Annotated in this window: 24 protein-coding genes and 4 pseudogenes; 10 read left to right on the forward strand and 18 right to left on the reverse strand. The window is 42.0% G+C overall.

The genetic code is table 11. The annotated features are described in order from the left end of the window. Positions 1-203: 203 nt before the first annotated feature. The gene (locus ACE3JL_RS14970; RefSeq protein ID WP_008198724.1) at positions 204-596 is read right to left on the reverse strand and encodes a hypothetical protein; all 393 of its coding nucleotides are present in this window, start codon (positions 594-596) and stop codon (positions 204-206) included. Positions 597-607: 11 nt separating this feature from the next. Between ACE3JL_RS14970 and ACE3JL_RS14975 the strand changes: the two genes are divergently transcribed. The 4 genes from ACE3JL_RS14975 (at position 608) to ACE3JL_RS14990 (ending at position 4,001) form a co-directional block, all read left to right on the forward strand. Further along, entirely contained in the window at positions 608-1,510 is a 903-nt protein-coding gene (locus ACE3JL_RS14975) for a hypothetical protein (RefSeq protein ID WP_375327823.1), read from the forward strand. Between the two features lie 129 nt (positions 1,511-1,639). Then, positions 1,640-1,837, forward strand: coding sequence for a DUF751 family protein (locus tag ACE3JL_RS14980; RefSeq protein ID WP_271991605.1), 198 nt, complete (start codon positions 1,640-1,642; stop codon positions 1,835-1,837). Between the two features lie 41 nt (positions 1,838-1,878). Then, positions 1,879-2,271, forward strand: coding sequence for a 30S ribosome-binding factor RbfA (gene rbfA / locus ACE3JL_RS14985; RefSeq protein WP_002735717.1), 393 nt, complete (start codon positions 1,879-1,881; stop codon positions 2,269-2,271). Between the two features lie 149 nt (positions 2,272-2,420). Continuing rightward, a complete protein-coding gene (locus tag ACE3JL_RS14990; RefSeq protein ID WP_375327824.1) occupies positions 2,421-4,001 on the forward strand; it encodes a glycoside hydrolase family 3 N-terminal domain-containing protein in 1,581 nt (526 codons plus the stop codon). Here ACE3JL_RS14990 and ACE3JL_RS14995 read toward each other — a convergent pair. After that, complete coding sequence (locus ACE3JL_RS14995; RefSeq protein WP_375327825.1) at positions 3,998-5,197, reverse strand: lipid-A-disaccharide synthase-related protein; 1,200 nt, start codon at positions 5,195-5,197, stop codon at positions 3,998-4,000. The genes ACE3JL_RS14990 and ACE3JL_RS14995 overlap by 4 nt on opposite strands. Positions 5,198-5,534: 337 nt before the next feature. Between ACE3JL_RS14995 and tsaE the strand changes: the two genes are divergently transcribed. Together tsaE and ACE3JL_RS15005 are read left to right on the forward strand one after the other, a co-directional pair. Beyond that, entirely contained in the window at positions 5,535-6,005 is a 471-nt protein-coding gene (tsaE, locus tag ACE3JL_RS15000) for a tRNA (adenosine(37)-N6)-threonylcarbamoyltransferase complex ATPase subunit type 1 TsaE (RefSeq protein ID WP_271991612.1), read from the forward strand. A 578-nt stretch (positions 6,006-6,583) separates the two neighbouring features. Then, positions 6,584-7,669, forward strand: coding sequence for a tRNA (guanine-N1)-methyltransferase (locus tag ACE3JL_RS15005; RefSeq protein ID WP_375327826.1), 1,086 nt, complete (start codon positions 6,584-6,586; stop codon positions 7,667-7,669). Between the two features lie 4 nt (positions 7,670-7,673). Here the strand turns inward: ACE3JL_RS15005 and ACE3JL_RS15010 are convergent, their stop codons facing one another. The 4 genes from ACE3JL_RS15010 to ftsY form a co-directional block, all read right to left on the reverse strand. Next, positions 7,674-8,957 carry a DUF3086 domain-containing protein gene (locus ACE3JL_RS15010; RefSeq protein WP_375327827.1) on the reverse strand — a complete coding sequence of 428 codons (1,284 nt, stop codon included), beginning with the start codon at positions 8,955-8,957 and terminating at the stop codon, positions 7,674-7,676. 81 nt (positions 8,958-9,038) lie between these two features. After that, positions 9,039-9,455 carry a DUF3119 family protein gene (locus ACE3JL_RS15015; RefSeq protein ID WP_002761589.1) on the reverse strand — a complete coding sequence of 139 codons (417 nt, stop codon included), beginning with the start codon at positions 9,453-9,455 and terminating at the stop codon, positions 9,039-9,041. A gap of 39 nt (positions 9,456-9,494) precedes the next feature. After that, positions 9,495-10,295, reverse strand: coding sequence for a metal ABC transporter ATP-binding protein (locus ACE3JL_RS15020; RefSeq protein WP_375327828.1), 801 nt, complete (start codon positions 10,293-10,295; stop codon positions 9,495-9,497). A 94-nt stretch (positions 10,296-10,389) separates the two neighbouring features. Further along, on the reverse strand, positions 10,390-11,724 hold the full coding sequence (ftsY, locus tag ACE3JL_RS15025) for a signal recognition particle-docking protein FtsY (protein WP_375327829.1): 1,335 nt from the start codon (positions 11,722-11,724) through the stop codon (positions 10,390-10,392). Between the two features lie 204 nt (positions 11,725-11,928). Here ftsY and ACE3JL_RS15030 point away from each other — a divergent pair, with 204 nt between their 5' ends. Further along, entirely contained in the window at positions 11,929-12,516 is a 588-nt protein-coding gene (locus ACE3JL_RS15030) for a Uma2 family endonuclease (RefSeq protein WP_271991625.1), read from the forward strand. Positions 12,517-12,803: 287 nt separating this feature from the next. Here ACE3JL_RS15030 and ACE3JL_RS15035 read toward each other — a convergent pair whose 3' ends face one another. Both ACE3JL_RS15035 and ACE3JL_RS15040 read right to left on the reverse strand, forming a co-directional pair. Then, on the reverse strand, positions 12,804-13,151 hold the full coding sequence (locus ACE3JL_RS15035) for a DUF86 domain-containing protein (RefSeq protein ID WP_024968660.1): 348 nt from the start codon (positions 13,149-13,151) through the stop codon (positions 12,804-12,806). Continuing rightward, a complete protein-coding gene (locus ACE3JL_RS15040) occupies positions 13,138-13,446 on the reverse strand; it encodes a nucleotidyltransferase family protein (protein ID WP_271991629.1) in 309 nt (102 codons plus the stop codon). The genes ACE3JL_RS15035 and ACE3JL_RS15040 overlap by 14 nt, the downstream gene beginning before the upstream one ends. A 60-nt stretch (positions 13,447-13,506) precedes the next feature. On the opposite strand from ACE3JL_RS15040, the pseudogene ACE3JL_RS15045 reads away from it, so the two are divergent. Beyond that, positions 13,507-13,911 (forward strand): annotated as a pseudogene (locus tag ACE3JL_RS15045) (zinc ribbon domain-containing protein); the annotation flags it as partial. On the opposite strand, the gene ACE3JL_RS15050 reads toward ACE3JL_RS15045, so the two are convergent. After that, on the reverse strand, positions 13,896-14,102 hold the full coding sequence (locus ACE3JL_RS15050) for a hypothetical protein (RefSeq protein WP_375327830.1): 207 nt from the start codon (positions 14,100-14,102) through the stop codon (positions 13,896-13,898). The pseudogene ACE3JL_RS15045 and the gene ACE3JL_RS15050 overlap by 16 nt on opposite strands. Positions 14,103-14,121: 19 nt before the next feature. Beyond that, positions 14,122-14,571 carry a hypothetical protein gene (locus tag ACE3JL_RS15055; RefSeq protein WP_375327831.1) on the reverse strand — a complete coding sequence of 150 codons (450 nt, stop codon included), beginning with the start codon at positions 14,569-14,571 and terminating at the stop codon, positions 14,122-14,124. A 519-nt stretch (positions 14,572-15,090) separates the two neighbouring features. Between ACE3JL_RS15055 and ACE3JL_RS15060 the strand changes: the two genes are divergently transcribed. Further along, positions 15,091-15,306 (forward strand): hypothetical protein, encoded by a 216-nt coding sequence (locus ACE3JL_RS15060; RefSeq protein WP_002803494.1) that lies wholly within the window; start codon positions 15,091-15,093, stop codon positions 15,304-15,306. Beyond that, on the forward strand, positions 15,303-15,722 hold the full coding sequence (locus ACE3JL_RS15065) for a type II toxin-antitoxin system VapC family toxin (protein ID WP_271991639.1): 420 nt from the start codon (positions 15,303-15,305) through the stop codon (positions 15,720-15,722). The genes ACE3JL_RS15060 and ACE3JL_RS15065 overlap by 4 nt, the downstream gene beginning before the upstream one ends. A gap of 179 nt (positions 15,723-15,901) precedes the next feature. On the opposite strand, the pseudogene ACE3JL_RS15070 reads toward ACE3JL_RS15065, so the two are convergent. The 8 genes and pseudogenes from ACE3JL_RS15070 to ACE3JL_RS15105 all read right to left on the reverse strand — a co-directional run. Further along, positions 15,902-16,054 (reverse strand): annotated as a pseudogene (locus tag ACE3JL_RS15070) (RNA-guided endonuclease TnpB family protein); the annotation flags it as partial. A 98-nt stretch (positions 16,055-16,152) separates the two neighbouring features. Continuing rightward, on the reverse strand, positions 16,153-16,458 hold the full coding sequence (locus tag ACE3JL_RS15075; protein WP_375327832.1) for an HNH endonuclease: 306 nt from the start codon (positions 16,456-16,458) through the stop codon (positions 16,153-16,155). A 388-nt stretch (positions 16,459-16,846) separates the two neighbouring features. After that, positions 16,847-17,404 carry a group II intron maturase-specific domain-containing protein gene (locus ACE3JL_RS15080; protein WP_375327833.1) on the reverse strand — a complete coding sequence of 186 codons (558 nt, stop codon included), beginning with the start codon at positions 17,402-17,404 and terminating at the stop codon, positions 16,847-16,849. A gap of 36 nt (positions 17,405-17,440) precedes the next feature. Then, positions 17,441-18,655 (reverse strand): ISL3 family transposase, encoded by a 1,215-nt coding sequence (locus ACE3JL_RS15085; protein WP_375327834.1) that lies wholly within the window; start codon positions 18,653-18,655, stop codon positions 17,441-17,443. 185 nt (positions 18,656-18,840) lie between these two features. Next, positions 18,841-19,092: pseudogene (locus ACE3JL_RS15090) on the reverse strand (reverse transcriptase domain-containing protein); the annotation flags it as partial. 195 nt (positions 19,093-19,287) lie between these two features. Further along, a pseudogene (locus ACE3JL_RS15095) lies at positions 19,288-19,779 on the reverse strand (reverse transcriptase N-terminal domain-containing protein); the annotation flags it as partial. A gap of 628 nt (positions 19,780-20,407) precedes the next feature. After that, the gene (locus tag ACE3JL_RS15100; protein WP_375329616.1) at positions 20,408-21,505 is read right to left on the reverse strand and encodes an RNA-guided endonuclease InsQ/TnpB family protein; all 1,098 of its coding nucleotides are present in this window, start codon (positions 21,503-21,505) and stop codon (positions 20,408-20,410) included. Between the two features lie 329 nt (positions 21,506-21,834). Beyond that, positions 21,835-22,680, reverse strand: a complete 846-nt coding sequence (locus ACE3JL_RS15105; RefSeq protein ID WP_375327835.1) for a formylglycine-generating enzyme family protein — start codon at positions 22,678-22,680, stop codon at positions 21,835-21,837. Positions 22,681-22,802: the final 122 nt, after the last annotated feature.

Consider the following 22,802-nt stretch of genomic DNA (forward strand, 5'->3'; position numbering starts at 1 on the left):
TATCTAAAGCGAACTAATCAATTAAATCCCTTACCAGATAAAGATTTTGTCGATTTATGCCCCCCTATCGAACCATAACAAGTAACGAAGAGCCATACGATCTGGTAGCAACGAACTAATCAAATTCCTATTCCCCGAATATAATTCGATTCGGTGGGTTAGCGCTACTCCTAACCCAACCTGCGGTTTTTGTCAATATATTTTTACTTTCCGAAACCTTTGTTCGGGCGGTTTTGTTTGGCAATACGGAGGGCTTTTCCGGTTTTACCATCCTGTAGTGCGATCCGCATCGATCGCTTTTTCTGGTAGGATTGAATATCCGCCGCTAACGGATGAGAGTTATCGATGCGTAGATGGGTTAAAGAACAGACAAGACTCGTTTGTTTTCCCGATTCGTTTTTTAGGGAACAAATAATTCCCCCCTCGTCTCCCATGTAGAAAATTTTATCGATCGAAAACTGGTGATCGGGTTTGTATCGCTCGCCTTTTGTTTCAGCTATTTTTAACGTTTCGGGAGTTGCACGCACAGGGATTGGTAAACTCGCTTCCATTTTCTCAATTAAAAAACGAACTTGTCGGGGATCGTCGATGGACATGGTTATTCTCCTTGATAAAATACAAAGAACTGGCGATAGAACCCGATCGATCGAGTAGAATAGCAATCGAAAACGCCAATCAGGGACATTTTGCCGTGAGCGCTCCGAATTCTCCCCCTCCCGGAACACAGATACTAGGAACCTTCGCCAGTCTTCTCGGTTTGCTGGGGATTTTTCTCTATTTTACGGGATGGATTTATCGGTGGGCCTATTTCGGCTGGTTTAGCCTTGAGATTAACCGTCTGGACTTGCCCTTGCGTTCCTTCCTTTTCGTGCCGATACAGGTCTTCTGTGGCGATTTCGGGGCGTTTCTGCGAACTTTTCTGGCGCTGGTTGCCGTTGCCTTTGCGATTCAATTTACTCTCTGGATTTTGTCTCCCCTGCCATCCTATTCAATTGTCAGTCAATCTAAACGGAAATTTCATCAAAAATTTCAGTTTCTAAGTTTATTAGTCCGGGGAATTCCCGAAGCTCTCCGAAAAGATTTGATCGCTGTTATTTGGCTATTAATTATCCTTTTTTGGTTAGCTCGAATTCAGGGATCGATCGATGCCCGTCGCGATGCAATTAATGATACTTCTACCTTACCAGTTATCACTTTAGTTTTACCAGAAAAACAGATAGCGATCGGTCGGAATCCGGAGGATGTTTTTACCGATCCTTCTCTCAAAGGTTATCGAATTATTGGTGAGACTAAATTACTCGAAGATCTGCGGGGAAAAGAAACGAATGATAGTAAAGTTAATCCCCCGCGAGTCTGGCGGTTATTAATCCAAAATAACAATTGGACTTATATTTTTCGCGGGTTATCCCCTCAGTCGGCAGAAAATGAACGTCCGGCGATTCTAGCCATTCGCGAGGATAAGGAGGGACAATTGATGATTTTCGCGCCAGATGTCCCAAAATCCCGATGAGAGTCAATCGGGGAAATGATCAAATTATCCTTGAACATGGCTGTGGCTAAGTCCCATTAATCGGGCGGCGTGGCAGCATCGGAGCTTACTGCTATAATTACTTACGGACAAAGATAATAAATAAAATTTATGGGCGACTTTTTTGATAACGTGAGCCGTTACCCCCGCTATCTGATTAGCTTTAGTTTAGGGATTTTCTTCGCCTTTTTCGGCTGGTTGGCCCCTTTATTTAAAAATCCCCTCACAGCGATCGCACTTGTGGGTTTTCTGGGGGGAACTTTCGCCTTTCTTTATTTCACCCTCAAAGCCATGCTCGGATTAGCTTGATACAATGGTAAGGGTTTCGCTGTTTTTAGGGGACAAAAATTATGGCTAACGACCGTCGAGTATCTCGCGTGTCCTCGCTAATTAAGCGCGAGGTCAGCCAAATGTTATTAATGGAAATTAAAGATGATCGGGTCGGTGCTGGTATGGTTAGCGTTACCGATGTGGATCTCTCCCACGACCTGCAACACGCTAGGATTTTTGTGTCTATCTACGGCAACAAAGATGCAAAGGCCGAAACTATGGCCGGTTTAAAAGCTGCTGCGGGATTCGTCCGGCGCGAACTCGGTCAACGCATCCGTCTCAGACGCACCCCCGAAGTGGTCTTCCTAGAAGATTCTTCCCTCGAACGCGGCGATCGAATGTTACACCTTCTTGATCATATTAAAAGCGATCGACCCCCAGAAGATGACGATTCCGATATCAGTGACCAGTGAACAGTGACCAGTGACCAGTGACCAGTGACCAGTGACCAGTGACCAGTGACCAGTGACCAGTAGAAGATGACTAAATTTAGGCAAAACTGGGAACTTAAACCTGATAACTGATAACTGATAACTGATAACTGATAACTGATAACTGAATAGTGAGCGATCGCATTTTATCCCTAAAAGAACGTATTGGTCAGATGATAGTAGTCCGCGCTTCCGGCTATCTCTTTGACCAACAAATCCGCTATCCTGCTTGGGAACCTGTCAACGCTACCCTGAAACATTGGTTAGAAACCCTCCACCTCGGTGGGGTGATTCTCTTAGGAGGTAGCGCCGCCGAAATCGCTTTCCGTAGCCAACAATTACAAAGTTGGTCCGGGGATAATCCTCTGCTCATTGCTGCCGATATCGAGGAGGGAGTCGGCCAAAGGTTTTCCGGTGCTACTTGGTTTCCCCCCCCGATGGCTTTAGGAAAAATAGCTGAAAAAAGCTTGACAAAAGCCACAGAATATGCTAAGGAAATGGGAGCAATTACGGCTAAGGAGGCTCTAGCGATCGGGATTAACTGGATTTTAGCCCCAATTGTCGATGTGAACAATAATCCCGACAATCCGGTTATAAATATTCGTTCCTTCGCTGAAACTCCCGAAATCGTCGCTAATCTAGCTCAAGCTTTTATTTTAGGGGCGGATTCCTATCCAGTTTTGACCACGGCCAAACATTTTCCCGGCCACGGTGACACCAGCAATGACTCCCATCTCGATCTTCCCATCATCAACCACGATGATCATCGCCTAGAAGCGATCGAATTGCCCCCCTTTCAAGCGGCGATCGAGTCGGGGGTTGATAGTATTATGTCAGGCCATCTGTTAATTCCCGCTTGGGATGCCGAATTTCCTGCCACTCTTTCCTCGAAAATTCTCGAGGAAAAACTGCGCCAAAATCTCGGTTTTCAGGGTTTAATTGTCACTGATGCCCTGATTATGGGAGGAGTGACTAAAATTGCTAGTGCTGCCGCCATAGCAGTGAAGGCGGTACAGGCGGGGGCTGATATACTATTAATGCCTCCCGATCCGATCGAAGCGATCGAAGCGGTGTATAGTGCCGTACAAGCGGGTACAATTAGCGAAGCCAGAATTAATGATTCTTGGCAGCGTATTCAACGAGCAAAAGAGAAATTAGGGCAAAGACAGCCATCCTTAGAATCCTTAAGCAGTTTAGCGGCACCGCAAGCTCTAGAGATTGTCAGCGATATTTTAAAAGATTCCCAAACAGTTAGCGGTAATTTACCCATTAAAGCCACTCAAGGCCGCAATTTAATCATTATCGATGATTTACTCAATTGTGACTTTCTCGATCGCTCTTGTCCGGCGGTGACAATTCCCCGACAATGGGGTTATCAAACCCAAATAATCGACCGTAGCACCTTTAATCAGTCCCTCGTCTCCCCAGAAACGACTCTCCTACAAGTATTCATCCGTGGCAATCCTTTTCGGGGTAGTGCCGGATTAGGGGAGGAAACGAAAGCTGTCTATCAAGCTTTGCTGAAAACCGGACAGATTCAAGCATTGATTATTTATGGTAGTCCCTACGTTTTCCAGTGGTTTCGTCAACAAAGCGGAGAAATTCCCTATCTTTTCAGCTATGGACAACAAGCAAGCGCCCAAAAAATCGCCCTAGAAACTGTTTTTGAGGGGCCCACTAGGGGCGAAAATCAGACCGATACTTTCATTTAAGGGCAAAAATCGTCTAGTAACCATTGGGCAATGCGATCGGAGGCACCGGCCGGTCCCATTCTCTGACGACCATTAACGGCGATTTCTTGCCACTTTGGGGGATTTTGTAATAAATATTCTAACTTGTCGGCCACTGACTCGGCACTATCGCCTAAGAGAATTGAACAGCCTAATAAACGCTGTTGCAGTTTGGCAAAATGGGGAGTAAACTGTGGTCCAGATCCCGCAATTGTGATCGCCGGTTTACCCAAACCGACGAACTGTTCCGTGGCAGTTCCCGCCATGGCGATCGCTAGATGGCAACGGCCTAAATATTCGGCGTAATCCCTTTGAGAAATAGTTATAAATACCTCTTGACAAATAAACTTATTTGTGCTGTGTTCTCGCCAACCCCGGTCAATTAAGGCAGCCGTAAAAGATTCTAGGGGGAGAGAAGGAGCGATCGCCGCCAAAAATTCCAGCTTGTAATCGGGAAAACGTCCAATTATGGCCGCCACAGCTGCGAGAATTTGCTGCCAATTGTGGAGAGATTCGGGAAAGCGCGAACCGGGTAGCAGCAGAATAGTTAGGCAATCTTGGGGAAAATCGTCTGTTATCGAGGGTAAAAGGTCATCCATCATCGGATTACCCCCATCGACAACGGTAATTGACCACTGTTGTAAAATTTTGCTAGTTAAACTATCCCGGGGAAAAACCCCCCGACAGCGAGGACGGGCCATTAACCAGCGTTCCCAGGGATAATAGTAGGAACCCCAGAGGCGATCGATCATCGAGCTACTATCTAACCATCCCTGCTCATCCCGGAGATAGTATTCTGATTTAGCCGTTCCCACAAAAGCATAATCTGTCTCGCTCAACCAAGCAAGGGCAAGGGGTAAAATATCTCCCACTGCGACAATTTTTCCCCCTTCTTGGCCCCAATTTCTGACCAGACGGTATTGACGGGAGGTTAATCCTAATAATCCCTCTCGTAGATCTCGCCATAATTGTTTGACATCCCCGGTGATAAAACCCCCAGAGGGCATTTTTTGACCTCGATCGAGAAGGGGAATCCCCAGACGAGTATAAGCATAACCGTTACCCACTAGGGGTAACGCAGTAATATCCGGACAGTGGGGAGATGATTGCAGTCTTTTAATAATCCGGATCGCAATCTCATCTTCACCGTGGCCATTACTCAAAAATAATAATTTCACTTTTTTTCTTAACTTCTGGCTTAAAGTCCTAAACTTCGGTTGTTTTATTGCCTTCGACCCTAGACAATGGTGATGGTTAGGGAACAATCAATTTTATAAAAGCAGTTAACCAACTCCCATTTAGTCTAATCTACCAAAAGGTTTCACCGATCGCTTATCTCTGTCCTGATAGCGACCATTTGACCAAAGGCAAGACTAAGTGATAAGAGATGAGTTTAACTGCTTCTATTTTTCTCGATCAAAAGACCAGATTTAGCCCCCCAGAGCCAAGGAGGCCAGAAAGCTGGTCTGATCGCTATATTAGAATCAGTGATTAATTGGCATCCTAGCGGAAAAAATGATTATCGACTTACCCGATCGAGAAGCTACTGTCAATTTAGGGGAAAAACTGGCGCAAACCCTGGCCTCCGGCAGTGTAATTTTATTAAAAGGCGATTTGGGAGCGGGAAAAACCACCTTAGTACAGGGAATTGGCTTAGGATTGGGCATTCAAGAGCCTATAGCTAGTCCTACCTTCACCCTCGTTAACGAGTATAGCGAAGGCCGCCTTCCTTTGTATCATTTGGATTTGTACCGTTTGCAGGGTCAAGATATCGAGGCGCTGTACCTAGAAAATTATTGGCAGGGAATCGAGGTGGATTTAGGGATAGTGGCGATCGAATGGTCGGAACGTTTAACTTTTTTGCCGGAAAATTATCTAGAGATTACTTTACTCGATCGAGGTGAGCAGGGACGACGAGCGCTGCTCAATTTTGTCGGTGGGGACGAAAAAAATAGCGACCCCACAGGACTCGCTATCAGCACTTAACTCTTTAAGCAATCAAACTTTAGCGGTAACTTTCCGCATCTAAGATAGATGTTGGGTTCGATCCCCCCTTAATCTCCCTTGATAAGGGGGGAACTGATAGTTTTTAACACCTAACTACTTAAGGTTTGCGGCAAAAAGTACGGGCGAAGCATTCGGATAGAAAATCTCTGGTTTCACCGATAGGTTATTGCCCGAATGCTTCGCCCCTACAGGATGCGGGCCGATGAAGACGCAAGGTTTTGAACGACGATTCTCTCAAAATCTTGCACCTGTTTCGCGAGAAAAGCCACAAAACTCTTACCTTGCCTACATTTCACATTTATTTAGCAAACCCTACTTATAAGATGCAAAAAAATAACTATTTTTTCACCTTTAATTTGCCGTTCTCACGGGGAAACTATCAGCTTTTCAGAGATATAATACTAAAAAAATCGGTAATTTCTGCCAATTTCATACTTTCTTTAGATTTATCTTCTATCTTGATGTCTGATGGATTTTGGCAGTGGTTGACCTTTTCCCCTCCTAGGGAATTGTGGAAAGACAAAAGAAGCGATCGAGTGCTAATTATGAGATGAGCGATGCAGGAAGAAAAAGCGATATTTAATATCAACAATACTTTCTATCGACCGGAGAGTAAAATCGTCCGAGATTTAGGAGTTTTAGGGGCGGCAATTGCCCAAAAAGAGCGGGGAAGTTTGCGGGTTTTAGAAGTAATGAGCGGCTCTGGTGTGCGAGCGCTCAGGTATTGGTTAGAAAGTGGTGCGGATTGGCTGTGGGTTAATGATGGGAATCCAGAAATTAAGCCAACTTTAGCCGCTAACTTAGAGAGTTTATTACAACAGAAAAAAGGGAAGATAACCTATAAATCTGCTCAAGAAGTTCTCCTAGAATGTTATCTTGAAAAAGACCATTATGATCTAGTTGATATTGATGCTTTTGGTTCTCCCGCATCTCTGTTTAGTGCTATTCCTTTAGCCACTAAAATCGGTGGTTTAATTTATCTGACTAATACCGATGGACGGACGCTGACGGGTCATAATCTAGAAAATAGTTTAGCTGATTATGGAGCGTATGCTCGCAATCATCCAGCTGCCCACGAACAGGGATTAAGATTAATTATCGCCGGTTTGCAATTAGAATCGGCCCGATTAGGTTTAGGAATTACGCCGATTTTTTCTTTCTTTTTTGGTCAAAGTTATCGGGTGATGGTGCGGTTAACAGCTAATAGACAATTAAATAGTCATAACTACGGTTTTCTCGGTTATTGTCATAGCTGTGGGGAATATCAATCAGTGCCTTGGCCAAAGTTAGGCAAGATAGTTTGTTCTGGGGACGGGCAACCTTTAACCTTAACTGGACCCTTGTGGTTAGGCAGTTTACACGATCGCTTTTATCTAGAAAAGATGGCAGATTTAGCCGCTCAATGGCAGTGGAAAAAGGTAGTTAAATTGTTAGAAATAATGAGGGAAGAAAATGATTTTCCTCCCTATTTTTATAGCTTTCGGGAAATTGGGAGAAGGGGCAAATTAGATTTACCCAAAAGAGAAGATTTAATTGCGGCTCTCTTAGAACAAGGTTATCGAGCTGCTGCCACCCATATTAACCCGCAAGCGGTGAAAACTAACGCTTCTTTAGCCCAATGTATCGCACTACTCAAGGGCTAATTAGTTAATACCAATAACTAGAACTTTGTTGGGGTTCAGGGGCAAAAGCTAACCAGTAGGGGAATTGTAAAAGAGCGAAATTCAGCCTTTCTTCCGTATCATCGATGATAATGAGCGGTGAATACTTATCCTCAATTAAACGTTCCGCTTTTTGAATTAAAGCTTCGGGAGACTCAAAGAGAACGATGCCGCGGTCCGGTCCAAAATCGGCGCGGGAAATGCCGAGACAATCTTGGAGGCCGCGCCGCCATTCGCCTAAACGTTCGGGACTATTAGCCAGAACGAGAGAACGGAAGCGATCGCCCTGTAATTCCGCCATAATCGAGATAATTGCCGAAGCCACCAGAATATTCTGGAGACGGCTGCCCATACCGCGAACCGTACCCCGGCCCCCCTGTTTAAAGAACCACTGTTGCACCCGTTCGGCGTGAATTGGTTCAAAAGTGCGCCGTAATTGCCAAGGGGGACCGTAATAGTCAGGACGACTGCGATAACGGTCTAAAAGAGTTTGTATGCGCTGATTTTGGTCAGAAAAACCCTGTCTAGGGGCAGATTGTCCCACCGGTTCCGATTCATAACCCGAACGGTTAGAGCGACGGGGTTCTTGCCAATTATCCCGGCCCTGGTTACTGCTGCGGGGGGGACGGGGACTTTCTTCGCGAACATCCCGGCCTTGACTGCCACGGGATGGACGGGGGTTTTCCTCCCGTTCGATCCGCAGGGGGGGTTCCACGGAGCGGGGGGATTTTTCGGGGGTTTCAAAACGGGGTAATTCCAACTGTTCGGCAGCCGCGGCCAAATCCTGTAAACTGCCCACCAGATAGTCTTTAAATCCCTGAACCCGCACGGCTAACTCCTGGGAGACTCCGGCGAAATTACTCCGCATTTCCTGTCGAATCCGCTCACGACGGCGTTCTAACTGTTCGATCGCCACTTCTAAAGCCTGTTTGCGTTGTTCTAGGTCTTTTACGCCTTCCTTGAGCATTCTTTCGATTTGAGCTTTGATATCCCCCAATTCCTCGGCAATCAAGCGTTCTTTCTCCGCTTTTAATGCCGAGATTTCTGCCGCTAGGCTCTGTTTTTGCCGTTCTAGAGCCTCGATTTCTGCTCGTAGGGGTTGCGCTTGCGCTGGGGGAACTAATTCGCCTTCGGGGGCGATTGCCGATGGCTGGGGATTCTCTACTGGGCGATCGTTCCACAGATCATCAAAACTAAATTCTTCGACAGATTCATTAGGTAAGTCTGTCATTTTGTCAAGGGGTAAAACATTAAAATCTTCTGAAGTCATCGGCTTTAGAAATGCAGAGCGAACAAAGGGCCAAGGCAGGCAATTAAGACGCTATTAGCCAGATTTTATTTTATCTCAATCTTAGTTCGCTTCTGAGTCGATCGCTGGCGATGCTGCTAAAGGATAGTATTTTTCGAGGCAAAGTCTCAGGGTTGCGCTGTCAAAGATAATGGGCAAAAAATGAATGCTGTTAATTTCTTTGAAATAAAATAGGATCGGGACTTTGTTCCAGAAAATCCGCCAATTTTGCCATTCTTGGTAAGGAAAGGAGCGAATTTGTTGCCCAGATAGATAGACATCTAGGGAAGTGGGGGTAAACTGGAGACGAATGCGGGTAGTCTGGAACATCAAGAATAGTCCTAACAGGGAGAAAATTATGCCGAGCCAGACCTGTAAAAAGAGTAAAGGCAGCGATAAAATTACCAAAAACAGGGGAATTCGATAGTTAGGAGCCAGTTCGATCGTTCCTGTTACTTCTTGCGGGGAAATAGTTTTCATCGGTGTCCCTATCGGCAGTCAGCCAAAATATCTTCACTTCTAGTTTATCCCATTGTTTTTCGATAGGCGATCGAGATAATCGAGACTCGATCGGCGATGATCTGGTGGTGTCATGGCATCATAGAAAGAGACTTTACCCCCATAGGCACGCCGGAGATTAAAATCAGTTAAGACCTTAGATCGTTGATCGGCGAGGATCAATTCTTTATTTAAGAGGATTAAATCAGCAAAATGGGTGATAGATTCGCCTAAATCATGGTTAACCACCATGACAATCTTATTTTCTTGGGCTAACTCACCAAAGATATTAAAAAGAATCCCCTCGGTTTTTTGATCTACCCCAACGAAAGGTTCATCAAAACAGAAAATCTCCGCTTCTTGGGCCAAAGATCTGGCTAAAAAGACTCTTTGCTGTTGTCCTCCCGACAACTGACCGAGGGGACGATGGCGTAAATCAGCCATTTCCACCCGTTCTAGGGCGTTTAAAGCCTGTTGACGACTAATATGGGAAAAAGGACGAAACCAACCGGTTTTTCTGACTCTCCCCATCATTACCACATCCCAAGCGGTGACGGGATAGGTCCAGTCGATTTGAGATCTTTGGGGAACATAAGCGACTTTATCCAGTTGTTGCTGTAGAGATTGCCCTTGATAGTTAACGCTTCCCTGTTGTACGGGAATTAATCCTAGCATGGCTTTGATCAGGGTACTTTTGCCCGCACCGTTGGGACCGATAATACCAGTTAATCGTCCCGGATGAATTTTCAGGGTGATATCCCGTAGGGCCTCCACGCCGCGATAATATACTCCCAGATGACTAACTGTAATTGTCCTTTGCATAGTTGTTACCCCGAGTCTCCATTTCTAGCATAACTAAAAATGAGACAAATATGAAGCAACCATGAAAAGATTATGAAAGATAGCTAGGGTGAGATCAATCGCCACTCAGTAAAGCTTCCACGAATTCGTAACTGGAAAAGGGCCGCAGATCCTCGATTCCTTCCCCGGCGCCGACAAAGCGAATCGGGAGGTTAAGCTGACGCGCTACGGCAAGGGCAACACCCCCTTTAGCTGTACCATCGATTTTAGTCAGGATCACGCCGCTTAATTGGGCAGCTTCCGAGAAAACTTCTGCTTGTCGCAGGCCGTTTTGTCCTAAAGTGGCATCGAGAACTAGAAGGGATTCCACCACGGCACTCTCGGCTTTTTTGTCGATAATGCGGCGAATTTTGCTTAATTCTGCCATTAAGTTCTTTTTATTCTGCAATCTTCCCGCCGTATCCACTAAGAGTAATTCTACCTCCCTGGATTTAGCGGCTTCGATGCCATCGTACACCACGGCGGCCGGGTCGGTATTTTTGCCCGGGTTGGCAATGACTTCGACTTGCGATCGCTCTCCCCAAACTTTCACCTGCTCCACGGCAGCAGCGCGAAAGGTGTCGGCAGCGGCAATTATACAGCTATAGCCAGATTGTTTAGATAAATGGGCTAATTTACCGATAGTCGTTGTTTTACCGACTCCGTTAACTCCTGTGAGCATCCAGATATTTAATTTGCCTTTTTCTGGCTCAAAACCGGGGTTGCTATAATTGGCTAAAGGTGCATCTAAAATCTCGCGGATAATTTCTTTGAGATATTCGATCGCTTTTTCGGGGGGCAGAGCTTCCTGTTTTAGCTTATTTTGGAGGGTAGTGATAATATAATCGGTGGCATCTACCCCCACATCGGCCTGAAGCAATAAAGCTTCGATTTCCTCCACCGCGTCTTGATTGAGGGGACCCTGACCGACCACGGCCTTAAGCTGATTGACCAAGCTGCGGCGCGTTTTGCCTAAACCCTGACGCAATTTTTTTAACCAGGTGATTTCTTCTTCCGAAACGTCCTCTGCTTGTCGTCCCTGATTGGCTAAAACTTTGGCCGACCAGATAAAATCTTCATCTGGTTCTGTGGGGGTTTCGATGGCGGTTTCTTTGAGAATTTCGAGGCGATCGGATTTTTTCAGCCATGCGGGGGTATTATCCTCAGTTTCTTCTTCTTTAACTGGTTCTTGCTCTTGCGGAGGTTCTGTTTCAGCAATGGATGTTTCAGGGGTTTCGCTGACGACGGCCTCGGCCGTGGCTTTTTTCTCTTGAATATTTTTAAAGGCTTTTTTGGCCCAATCTAAATACTCTTCCTGACTGGTTGTCTCGCTGGGGGTTTCCTCTACGGGTGCGGGGGGTGTTTGTTCTTGTTCGGGTTGGACTTTCTGACGACGGAACCAGTTAAACATAGGAGAAACTAAACATAAAACTATTTATCTAGTTTATCTTAACCCTTGAAGTGAGCAATTTTGATAGTTAGATTTTTAATTATGGATTTCTCCGCATTTTTTGCCAGAGATTAAGGGAAAATGATAACCTTGCTCAAGGATAACTTTATCTCTTTTTAGGGAAATGCTGTATCCTAGAAAATAGAAGAAGAAGGAGAGTCAAAAATGTTAAGCACTACCGAAACTAAATATTATACTCCCGAAGAATATCTCGCCCTAGAGGAAACATCCGAGGATAAAAATGAATATCATCAAGGAGAAATTATCCCAATGGTAGGAGCCACCACTAATCACAATCAGATTTGTCTAAATTTTTGCCGTAATTTTCCTTTAAATATCAATAATCAAGATTATTATACCTATATGGAAACGGTGCGTTTATGGCTATCAGATTATAGTATTTACACCTATCCCGATGTGATGGTGATTAAAGGTCAACCTCTCTATCAAGGGAATAGTCAATCTAACGTGATCAATCCTTTAATTATTGTCGAAGTTCTCTCTAATTCTACCCAAGCTTATGATCGAGGGGATAAGTTTAAATTCTATCGTTCTTTGCCAACTTTTCAGGAATATATTCTGATTGAACAATCTAGTTATAGTGTAGAACGTTACTATAAACAAAAGGATGATCAATGGTTAGTTGATTTCCTCACGGAGGAAAATGCAGTTTTACAATTGGTGTCGGTGGATTGGCAGATTTCTTTGCAAGATTTATATCAAAGAGTCAATTTTGACCTAGCAGAAACCTAAAATTAAGAGAAAGGTGAAAGAGAGTCGCTGTCAATAAAATCGTCATCTCAAAACGGACTACTATATGTTAAATCTATGGACGCTCTAGGTTTTTCCGATCAACTACAATAGACCTCTTGCATAAATCCGAAAACAAACGATAGAAACAATAATGGGAGGGACTTTCAGTTAATTATTTATTAGTAGTTGATAATCTTCAAAAATGTTGCTGTACAAGGATCAAATTAAGACTTTTGCAAGAGGTCTAAGAGGTCTATTGGCTCGAAACTGTTTCCTGTTCCCATAATTTACGCTTCCAATTCTTTAATTGCCTTTTCAACTTCAATCAAAAGTAAACCTAAATCTTGAGTGATTACTTGCCAGACAATATCTAAGTCAATATCAAAATAAGCATGAACAATACGATTTCTCATGCCGATGATTTGTCGCCATGGGATTTTAAAATACTTAACTTGGCAAGGTTCAGAAACATTATTAGCAGCTTCGCCCATTATTTCAATTAATCTTACGAGAGCTAAAGATAACATCCTATCGTCATCTAAATCTTGTCTGGTGCGATTATTTACAAAAGATAATGCCTCTTTTGCTGAATCTCTGATGTGTTTTAGCCGAGTTAAATTATCAATTTTGCTCATAAATAACTATAGCTTCTGCTAAGACTTGCTCACGAAAATAACGGCTTAAATCTGCCGCTGTTCTTAAATCTATCTGGCGATTTATTATATTTGATAACTCATCTTCCATCGTAATAATAGCTAAACCAGGAGTCTTCCCTTGTTCAAATTCTACTAAAACATCAACATCACTTTCTCTTGTAAAATCATCCCTTAATACTGAACCAAATAAAGATAACTTGCAGATCGAGTGACGCTGACAAAATTGTTTAATTTCTTCTTGAGATAAATTAATAGGAAGAGTTGTTTTTTTCATGGTTAAAACTCCTAATTGATGATTTTTAAATCTCAGATTTAAGAGGGGTGACGGTGACTTATTTCTGATGCTTCTTGGTATCAATTCACGGAATGGTTGAATTATTTTTCTAAGATTTATCGGATTGTTTGTGTTGCTGTTCCTCCCCATTTCACTTCTCAAGATTGTTCAGTTTGTGGAACGAGAATTCAAAAAACCTTAAGCACTAGAACTCATCAATGTCCTAATTATCAAACAGTCTTAGATAGGGATCATAATGCAGCAATAAATATTCTTAAAAAAGGGTTGAAATATTTGGGAAATTATCTCAACGGTACTGTTGGGCAAACAGAAACCGACCCAAACGCCTTGGGAGAGTCCAGCCTCTGGACTCTTAATGAAGACATTGAGAATCTAAGCTGTCTCGTTGAACAAGGAATTTCTGATAGTGATAGGTCAAGAATCCCCCATCACAGCGTAGCTTGACGGTGGGAGTATGTCAAGATACCTAGATTATCACGTTCGACATCCCGACAACGTCCCGTTGTCAGAAAACGGGGTCGCAGACGCTCGACGGTCGGGGAATGACGACGAACGGGGTCAAATAGCATCAGAAAATAGAGGGAAAACATTTGACGTGATGGACGATCGGGTATGCTATTTAAACGGGCTTCCACAGATTAAAACACGACCGTTTTATTGTACTCCCTTCGATTGATTCAAGAGATTTTGGTAACATTCGGTCGGGGTACGGTAAGATAAATATTTAAAGGGAGTCTGATTAATTATTTCTGCAAATCTTTCGTTATCAACTGCATTGTACCGATCTAATTTAGCGATTAAATTCTTTATGTTATTCATGGAGCTTACCAGACTCCTATTCTCGGATTTGAGATAATGAATTTCAGGGAAATCGCCCTCTTGCTGGTCAATGGTGGTAATTTGAGCGATAATTCCCTTAATTCCCTGCTTGTACGAAGAAATTAAGGTGTATAAACTCTTTTCCTGAGTAATGAGAAAAATACCTCGCTTCCTGAGATCGAGGACATCAATTCGCCAAGCATTAACATCAGCGATAAAATCTTCTCTTGACTGCACTTCTACTTGGAGTCTTGCGGCCGCTTTACTTGATAAAATTAGATTCATCTCTAAAAATAAAGTTAATTATCAGCTAAAGTAGTAATGGATCAATAAATTATACCAATTTTCAATAGTCGTGATTAACAGTTCTTCAGTTTGTATTATGTAATAGAGGGGAGTTATAAAAGATGGAACCCTTATAGAGAAAGACGTTTGGCGATTTTTGTCAATTGTTTGCGATCTGGAGCGAACTAATCCATTAAATCCCTTGCCAGATAAGGGTTTAGTCGATTTATGCCCCCCGATCGAACCATACCAAGTAACGAAGAGCCGAAAAACCTTCGTCACTTGAAATGCCCATGCTGCTCACAAAGCTAATTGTCAATAGCGTTTTAGGTGCGCTTACCCTTAGGTAGGAATAATTACATGGTTTGAACGGAATAAAATTTTAATTTTTCCTCAATCTTTCTGACAATTCGGAGCGCTGTGACTCCCGAAATCTTCAATTATTCTATTAAGTGCTATAATTTTATTGATGAAACAATTTTTGCTGGTAGCTAGTTAAGCTTAGAAGGAGTTGATGTCATGTTAGTTAAAGGAATTAAAAAAGGCAAAACTATTGAGTTATTAGAGGAAGTTGATTTTCCTGATAATGAAGAGTTATTAGTAGAAATTAGAGAGGTTAATGATTTTTGGTCAGCCTTGCAAGATTTTAGGCAAAGAGTAGATTTGGCAAGTATTGATGATGATAGTTTTGATAATTTACGCGACAAGTCAACGGGGAGAGATGTTCGTTTATGACTCTCAAATATTTGCTAGACACTAATATTTTGTCAGAGGCTAAACGACCTCACCCGAATGAGAAGGTCATGACGAAGCTAAGATTATCTAAACGGGAAATAGCCACAGCTACTCTGGTTATCCATGAGCTATTATTTGGTTGTTTTCGACTTCCTCTGTCTAAAAAACGCCAAGACTTAGAGGATTATGTAAATAACGTTATTTTAGCCAATCTACCTTTATTCGATTATGACTTAAAATCAGCCCAATATCACGCACGGGAAAGGTCAAGATTGTCTAAATTCGGTAAGAGTCCTACTTTTGTCGATGGTCAAATAGCGTCTATTGCTTTTACCAACAATTTGACTTTAGTTACCAATAATGTTGATGATTTTCAAGATTTAGAAGGTTTAGTGATTGAAAATTGGTTTCTCTAATCTGTAATTGTTCCGTGTTAATACTCGATAAATCATTTGCTCCCCCAGAAAGATGATCACTGCGTCATCGATCGCTCTCTAAGGATCGGGTTATGTCCATGGTCAGTTTCAATTCTCCCCTCACTTAACGATTCGTTAAGTGAGAACCTCGAAAAATTCGTTAATTGACACTCCCCGCTCTAAAGAGACGGGGATTCTTGGTTCACAGAGATTACTTGCTTAGACAGAATTGCTTCTGAAAAAGTAGAGGTATTCTCTCCCCAAGCGTTTATTGGATCGAGCCCAAAGGTTCCGGTATGCCCTACCGTACTTAGTCCCCTTTTAAGGATGATTAAAGTCAGTAAGAGAGTCGCCTCTCCTACTGCTCTACAAAACGGAACGTGACAATTTCTCGTCATTCCGCTCCTCAACTACACGGGGTTTGTCATTCCTACGTCATTACCAACATATCCTTTACCCAGATGTAATTATCTGGTATGGGCGGTTCTGGCTTGACACTATTGCAGTCAGATTTGTTGCCTAGACTGCCATCATTGGCTGTCTTTTCATCATGGCAATGTCGATGAAGAAGTTGGAGGTTATTGTAACTGTTATTCCCCCCTAGTGATTTAGGGGTGATGTGGTCTATCTCCATTAAATCCCCATCTCTTAAGAAGTGTCCACAGTGAGTACATTTCCCTTTTTGCTTTTTCAACAGTTTTGAAATTTCTGTTGGCATTTCGGGATGAGTCCCCATTCTTGAACTCCAATAAACTAGGTTTCCATTGTAGGGTGAGGCGTTCCCTTTGACCTTCACATAGCGTCGGATTTCCGTTTCTCTATGTTCGTACAACCTTAGAGGATTATTTTCTTCTCTGGTTGTGAAAGCCCAGTTATTGCCACCTATTGTGTGAAAGTGTCTTTTAGAAATCCACTTTCTTCCTTTGTTTCGATGGCGTTTTATCCCCCATTTGATGAGTTTATGCCCTAGGGGAGCATCTCACCTTTGCAATGAGCATAAATACTTAGTAGAAAAATAGGCTTTTCGAGGGTAATTCTTGTTTTAATTCTCCATGTACGCGGTCTTTAAAAGCCTCTATTTCGTTCCAAGACACGATTAAGAGTGGCTTTTAGGCTAAGTATAATTACTCATCGCGTAAGTGAGATGCTCCCTGCCCTAGGATGTGGGTTAATCTTTCAAAAATTTTCTGACTAACCACTGTTGAGAAGTAATTGCACCATCCTCTTATTACAGGGTTTAACCTTTTAATGAGTTCAGCTTGGTTGATTCCCTTGCTGGTGTTTATGATGCGTTTAAGTTCTCTATAGTGTCTTATTTGACTCTCTTTGTTAGGGGTTATTATTGTTTTGAAACCAAGCAGATTACCTCTGACTTTTCCCGAGGTGTATTTACCGACGGGAAATTGTCTTATATTAAACCCTAGAAAGTCGAATCCAGCTTGTTCGCTTTCATGTTCTCTCAGTGTGTGGGCTATTCTTGTTTTACTTGGTTTTAACTCAAGTCCGATGTTTTGTAACCATCCCTCTATTTCCTTTTTGATTAGGAGAATAACCCCTAGGTTTTCATGTAGTACCACAAAATCGTCTGCATATCGGATTAAGGTCACTGATTTTATTTTGTCTCTAACACTCATTTGTGTCCCGTCTTTGCGTTTCATGTCAAATGAGGGTGCTAGATTCATAACCAATTCCGGCTCTTCGTTACCCTTTATGCTAAATCAACAGACAAGATGCCAAGATAACATACTTCTAACCCAAAAATTCCGAAAGTTTCTAAATCCATAGCCTCTCCGTTTTATTAGTTTAAGTTTATTGTTGATTCCCTCGACCACCCCATTCGTTGTCCTTCGCTCGAAATAACTAATTATTTCTCCAAACCAGTTTCGGATTGTTTGACAACTCTTGGTAAAAACACTGGAGGATTTTGCCAACCATTCTGAGATAGATAGCAGTCCTTCTGTCGGATTCTCTGAGGTTTCATAAATCTTTCTCAATTCTTCCTTTAACTCGTGCATCTTTTTCAAACTTGGGAAATTTTCTTTGATAGCTTCTAGTTTGATTTTTTGGGTTTCCGTTAAATCTTTTTCATTTTTTAACAAGCTATATTTACTTCGCTTTAAAACTTCTAGCTTCGCTTCTTTTTCCGCTTTCTGTTTTTTATTTTTCTGCGCTTCTACGGCTCTTTTTTCTGCTTTTCTCTGTTCGTCTAACTCTTGATTAATTTGTTTCATTACATGGAATCTATCGGCGACTACCTCGGCCGATGGCATCAATTCTTTCACCAAATTTTTATAGGGCAACCAAAGGTCTATGCTGACTTCTTCAATTTGCTCTAACACCTCTTTTCCCCACCCTGTAAGCGTTTCCCTCAACTCCTCTTGTGTTCGCTTCTCTAGAATAGCTATTAGTTTTCCCGTATCTAAATTTACTAAAACCGCACAGTAATTTTTTTGTCCTTTGACTAGAGCGATTTCATCAATTCCTAGTCTTTTTAATTTCGATAGGTCTGTCTCTGTAATTTCTTCAGCTATGTCCTCTATCATTCTTTGAATCTCTTCTTCCGTTACGTCATTTCTTCGGCTAACATTTAAAATATCTCCTTCTTTTAATTGTTCGAGTATATTCTCGGCTAGTCTTTTCGTATAGGTTCGTTTCTTGGCGACAAAATCTAACTCTTCGCTAAAGGGTTTCTGACAATTACCGCACTTAAATTGACGACGATTAACTTGTAGGTACACTGGTTGTCCTGAGATTGGTAAATCTTTGACTAAATGTCGATGATTTTGGTGGAGTTTATCGCTCTCTAACCCACAACGAGGACAGATTGCTTTTTGATTTTTCGATTCGATTTGGAAAACTATACCGATATTTTCTAGGTGTAGATAGCCTTGAATAGAGGTTCCTTCTAGGTTCAAAAATTTGTCAAGTATCATAAGTAAAATACTCTGGTTTTTGGCTATTATATCAAATCTTAACTCGATTGTCTATCTTTTTGTATTAACCAGTTTGTGCCTTAAACCTTTTCCTGTATGGGTTTCAGCTATTTTTGGGCGTAGGCTCTCTCATCGAATTTTATTTTAAGTTAATTATTTGCATAACAGTTACCGAAGAGCCCCAATTCCTCTAACCCATGAAGTGCTATATTTGCCAATAATGGCGATAACACTCCGCCTTGCGGTGTACCTTCTGAGGTTGGGAATAACTGTTTGTCGTCTATGACTCCTGCTTTTAACCATGATTTGATTTGTTTCCTCATGGTTGGGTAGGTGTTAAGTTTTTCTAACAGTTTTTGATGGTCAATGCGGTCAAAGCATTTAGCTATATCTGCATCAAGAACATACTTTGCCTTTTTGTTAATGGCTTGGAATATCCGGTTCTTCGTTACTTGGTATGGTTCGATAGGGTTGCATAAATCGACTAAATCCTTATCTGGCAAAAGATTTAATTGATTAGTTCGCTCTAGATCAAAAACAATTGACAAAAATCGCTAAATGCCTTTCTCTATAAGGGTTCCATCCCTTATAACCCTCGTCCATTGCATAACACAAACCGAAGAGCCGAATATCCCTGCTATAGCATCGTGACAAGAGCGTCCTACTCTAAATCCATAGCTGTTAGGCTCGAATTTGGCTTCCCACTCTGGTTCTAGTACCAGTTTAGCTAGTGCTTGTAAGGCACGGTCTTTCATGGTAGGTATTCCTAAAGGTCGTTTTTCGCCGTTGGGTTTGGGAATCCATACTCGGCGTGTGGGTTTGACCTTTGTTCCCAAGTTTAGTTCAGTCATTAGGGTTAACCGTTGTTTTGGGGTTAGAGATTTAACTCCATCCACACCTGCGGTTTTCTTTCCTTGATTGTCTTGGGTTACTCTACGCACCGCTAACGCTTTAGCACTGTAGGACTTTAACAATAATTTTTGGAGTCTGTGAACCTTCTTGACATCTCCACAACTAGACGCTCTGAAAATTCGTTTTTGTAACTTAAAAACCTGACGTTCAACCTTTTTCCAATTGATGTCTTGCCAAGTCTTCCATTTATCCATCTGTTGAACAGTGGTCATAACTTTTACATTACTACTTACAACTTTTCATTCCATGTAATCGTGAGTCCGTCTGCATATCCTATTCGTTACAAATAGGCGTTGGCTTTTGACTCAATCTTTCCCTACTATTACCTGCTGTATTGCAGAGTTTTCGTCTTAGCTGACTGCTCTTAGTTTTCGACCTTTACTAAAGAGTAATAATAGGGTTACTTCGTTCCTCATAACCTTTGGTTTGTTCCCTTTAGGATGTCATCTCTTTACCGAGTTTTTGGGTAACGCTTGGTATATCGATACAAATCCTTATACCACCCTATACTATTGACCTTTTGGTACTGGCAGTGTGTCAGCCTTATTTCACTGCTTCGCCGTAACGGTAATTCGGACGATGACTTAACTTTCGTTATCCATAGGAACTTGCTTACGGTTGACTTATTTAGGCTATAAGTCGCTTTTTCCGCTCGATTCCCTGCTTTACGGATTGATGGCTAGTCGCTACCGTAAGGGCGTTTGCTTTCATTCCTGCGTCTGGAAGGTAATACTTGGGGTTTCTAGGATACTAGCCCTCACTTACAAGGTTATGAAGTTGTCATCTGCTGAGGATTAAAGTGCGTACTCAACCCAGTTAGGGTTACTCAACAGAAGCCAGTCATTCCCCTATTTCTAGGTTTCGACTGAACGAATCGCACTTGATTGCGGCGTTTTCATCCCTATCCAAAACACATCCACATTTGCACTGATGGGTTCTAGTCGATAAAGATTTTTTGACAGTTTCACCACAGTTTGAACAGTTTTGGCTTGTATAATTCGGTGAGACAGCAATCGTTATCTTGCCGAATTTAACCCCAAAATACTCTATCCATTCCCGAAACTGATACCAGGCCGCATCATTTATCGATTTAGCTAGACAATGATTCTTGACTAAGTTCTTAACTCTTAAATCCTCGTAGGCTATCACATCATTAGAGTGAACTACGCACCTTGCTAATTTCACAGCAAAGTCTTGACGTTGCCTACTTACTTTAAGGTGAGCTTTAGCTAATCTTTGTCTAGCTTTTTGACGATTTTTACTTCCCTTTTTCTTTTTAGATAATCGCCTTTGAAGTCGTTTTAATCGTTTCTGGGACTTTCTCAAGAATTGAGGATTATCAACCTTGTTGCCATTGTTATCTGTATAGAAAGAAGCCAAACCTACATCTAAGCCAATACACTTACCTGATGGTTTAACATCTTCTTTAACGTCACAAGAAAGGACAAATTGACAATAATAACCGTCCGCTCTCCGAATCAACCTAACCCGTTTAATATCGGATTCTTGAAAGTACCCTAAATCCCAAGTTCCTACCAACTTAAGAACACCAATGTTTTTCTTGTCAGTGAACTTAACAGTTTTAGGGCTAAGAAGCTTCCATCCTGATTGTTTGTATTCAACAGAGCGAGATTTTTTAAATTGAGGATACCCCTTTTTGCCTGATACTTTACGTTTACAGTTGTCGTAAAAACGACTAATTGAACTCCAAGCACGTTCAGCACTTGCCTGTCTAGCAGTTGAATTAAGTTCATCGGCAAATTTAAAGTCCTGAGCTAATTCTTTAGAATATCGGTATAAATCGTTCTTACCCGTACCTTTTGTATCCATCCATAACCTTACACATTTGTTACGGATGAATTGAGCAGTACGAATAGCATCGTCTATGGCTTGATACTGTTGAGTTTTAGCTTTAACTTTAAACTCTAAGACAAACATTTTACGCAGGGGGGACTTAGACAAAATCAGTATAGCACAATAAAAGTTAAGTTAACAAGATATAGTTTAAAAAGCCGTCCTAAAAGGACGGGGCTTTAACCCAAAATTTCGGTAAAAAATCTGGGATTTTAGACTAGGTACCAGATCTCAGTTTAACAAATATATTCGATCAACCTGTCTTTGGTTAATGTCATCAAACCTTGATATTGGAAAATCAAAAATATAGCGATCCGCTTGGAAAAGGAAAAAGTAAAACATAGAGTAAAGGGTAAAAGGGGAAAAAGGAAAAAGGGTTAGAGAGTTCTCCCGAATACGCAGATTCGGCAGGCTCACTGCGAGCAGACTACCCGAAAACCGTTATTGCTGATGCGGAGGACGCGGCGGAGGCTGACGTAGTTGCGAAACGCGGAACGGCAGATAACAGGATAGAGGCCCCAGGAACCGCCCCGCATGACAGAATATGGATTATTTTCGTCTTGCAGTGAGCCTGCCGAATCTGCTTTTTCAGTAGATTCTAGGCTATTTTCAGCATCAAGATTTTCCTCTTGATTATTATCAAGCCAAGCACTACCGTCACTAGGCGCATTTTCATAATTGTCATGCCAGTCATCCATACACCATTCCCAGACATTTCCGTGCAGATCGTATAATCTGAAAGCATTGGGGGGAAATTGACCAACGGGGGTGGTTTTGTTTCTACTTTCGCCTTTGGGTTCATCAGCATAAGTTCTAGAAGCATTATAGTTGGCTAACTTATCAGTGAGGGTTTCTCCAAAGTAAAAGGGTGGGTAAGATTCACCTTTTGCGAGGTCTAGGGGTTCTGTCATAGCACGACAAGCGTATTCCCATTGTGCCTCCGAAGGGAGTCTATATTCATCTTCTTTAAATTTCCAACAGTCAACATCTAGTGAAAATAAATCATCATCAAACACCCACTCTATTGCTAAATGAACATCTTGCTCAAATCCAATTTCTTCTAATTTTTGATAACATTCTTCTAGTAGATTGGGGATCTTTTTTTCTATCTCAGTTTGAGTATAAGCTGCATTCTCTTGAAACGTCTCTAATAAATTTTCCTGTTGATAGTCTGTAGGAGATTGAGGAATTGAGACTTTAGTATCAACAGAAAATTTTTCAGATTCACTATTATTACTTTGAGAACTTACATTCTTCAATTTTATTGATAAATATAGACGTGCATTATCAAAATGAAGAGAATTTTGATTGATAAAATTATCATGCGAAATACTCGCCTTTGGTCTTTGAGTAACTTCTTCTAAAACAAAATCACTTGGAA

This window comes from Microcystis sp. BLCC-F210 (assembly GCF_042134685.1).
Classification (GTDB): domain Bacteria; phylum Cyanobacteriota; class Cyanobacteriia; order Cyanobacteriales; family Microcystaceae; genus Microcystis; species Microcystis aeruginosa_D.

What these genes read in the sequence shown, in the direction of transcription:
- ACE3JL_RS14970 (WP_008198724.1), bottom strand. Translation starts at nt 596, where the DNA reads ATGTCCATCGACGATCCCCGACAAGTTCGTTTTTTAATTGAGAAAATG.
- ACE3JL_RS14980 (WP_271991605.1), top strand. Translation starts at nt 1,640, where the DNA reads ATGGGCGACTTTTTTGATAACGTGAGCCGTTACCCCCGCTATCTGATT.
- rbfA (WP_002735717.1), top strand. Translation starts at nt 1,879, where the DNA reads ATGGCTAACGACCGTCGAGTATCTCGCGTGTCCTCGCTAATTAAGCGC.
- tsaE (WP_271991612.1), top strand. Translation starts at nt 5,535, where the DNA reads ATGATTATCGACTTACCCGATCGAGAAGCTACTGTCAATTTAGGGGAA.
- ACE3JL_RS15005 (WP_375327826.1), top strand. Translation starts at nt 6,584, where the DNA reads ATGCAGGAAGAAAAAGCGATATTTAATATCAACAATACTTTCTATCGA.
- ACE3JL_RS15010 (WP_375327827.1), bottom strand. Translation starts at nt 8,957, where the DNA reads ATGACTTCAGAAGATTTTAATGTTTTACCCCTTGACAAAATGACAGAC.
- ACE3JL_RS15015 (WP_002761589.1), bottom strand. Translation starts at nt 9,455, where the DNA reads ATGAAAACTATTTCCCCGCAAGAAGTAACAGGAACGATCGAACTGGCT.
- ACE3JL_RS15020 (WP_375327828.1), bottom strand. Translation starts at nt 10,295, where the DNA reads ATGCAAAGGACAATTACAGTTAGTCATCTGGGAGTATATTATCGCGGC.
- ftsY (WP_375327829.1), bottom strand. Translation starts at nt 11,724, where the DNA reads ATGTTTAACTGGTTCCGTCGTCAGAAAGTCCAACCCGAACAAGAACAA.
- ACE3JL_RS15030 (WP_271991625.1), top strand. Translation starts at nt 11,929, where the DNA reads ATGTTAAGCACTACCGAAACTAAATATTATACTCCCGAAGAATATCTC.
- ACE3JL_RS15035 (WP_024968660.1), bottom strand. Translation starts at nt 13,151, where the DNA reads ATGAGCAAAATTGATAATTTAACTCGGCTAAAACACATCAGAGATTCA.
- ACE3JL_RS15040 (WP_271991629.1), bottom strand. Translation starts at nt 13,446, where the DNA reads ATGAAAAAAACAACTCTTCCTATTAATTTATCTCAAGAAGAAATTAAA.
- ACE3JL_RS15055 (WP_375327831.1), bottom strand. Translation starts at nt 14,571, where the DNA reads ATGAATCTAATTTTATCAAGTAAAGCGGCCGCAAGACTCCAAGTAGAA.
- ACE3JL_RS15060 (WP_002803494.1), top strand. Translation starts at nt 15,091, where the DNA reads ATGTTAGTTAAAGGAATTAAAAAAGGCAAAACTATTGAGTTATTAGAG.
- ACE3JL_RS15065 (WP_271991639.1), top strand. Translation starts at nt 15,303, where the DNA reads ATGACTCTCAAATATTTGCTAGACACTAATATTTTGTCAGAGGCTAAA.
- ACE3JL_RS15075 (WP_375327832.1), bottom strand. Translation starts at nt 16,458, where the DNA reads ATGGGGACTCATCCCGAAATGCCAACAGAAATTTCAAAACTGTTGAAA.
- ACE3JL_RS15080 (WP_375327833.1), bottom strand. Translation starts at nt 17,404, where the DNA reads ATGAATCTAGCACCCTCATTTGACATGAAACGCAAAGACGGGACACAA.
- ACE3JL_RS15085 (WP_375327834.1), bottom strand. Translation starts at nt 18,655, where the DNA reads ATGATACTTGACAAATTTTTGAACCTAGAAGGAACCTCTATTCAAGGC.
- ACE3JL_RS15100 (WP_375329616.1), bottom strand. Translation starts at nt 21,505, where the DNA reads ATGTTTGTCTTAGAGTTTAAAGTTAAAGCTAAAACTCAACAGTATCAA.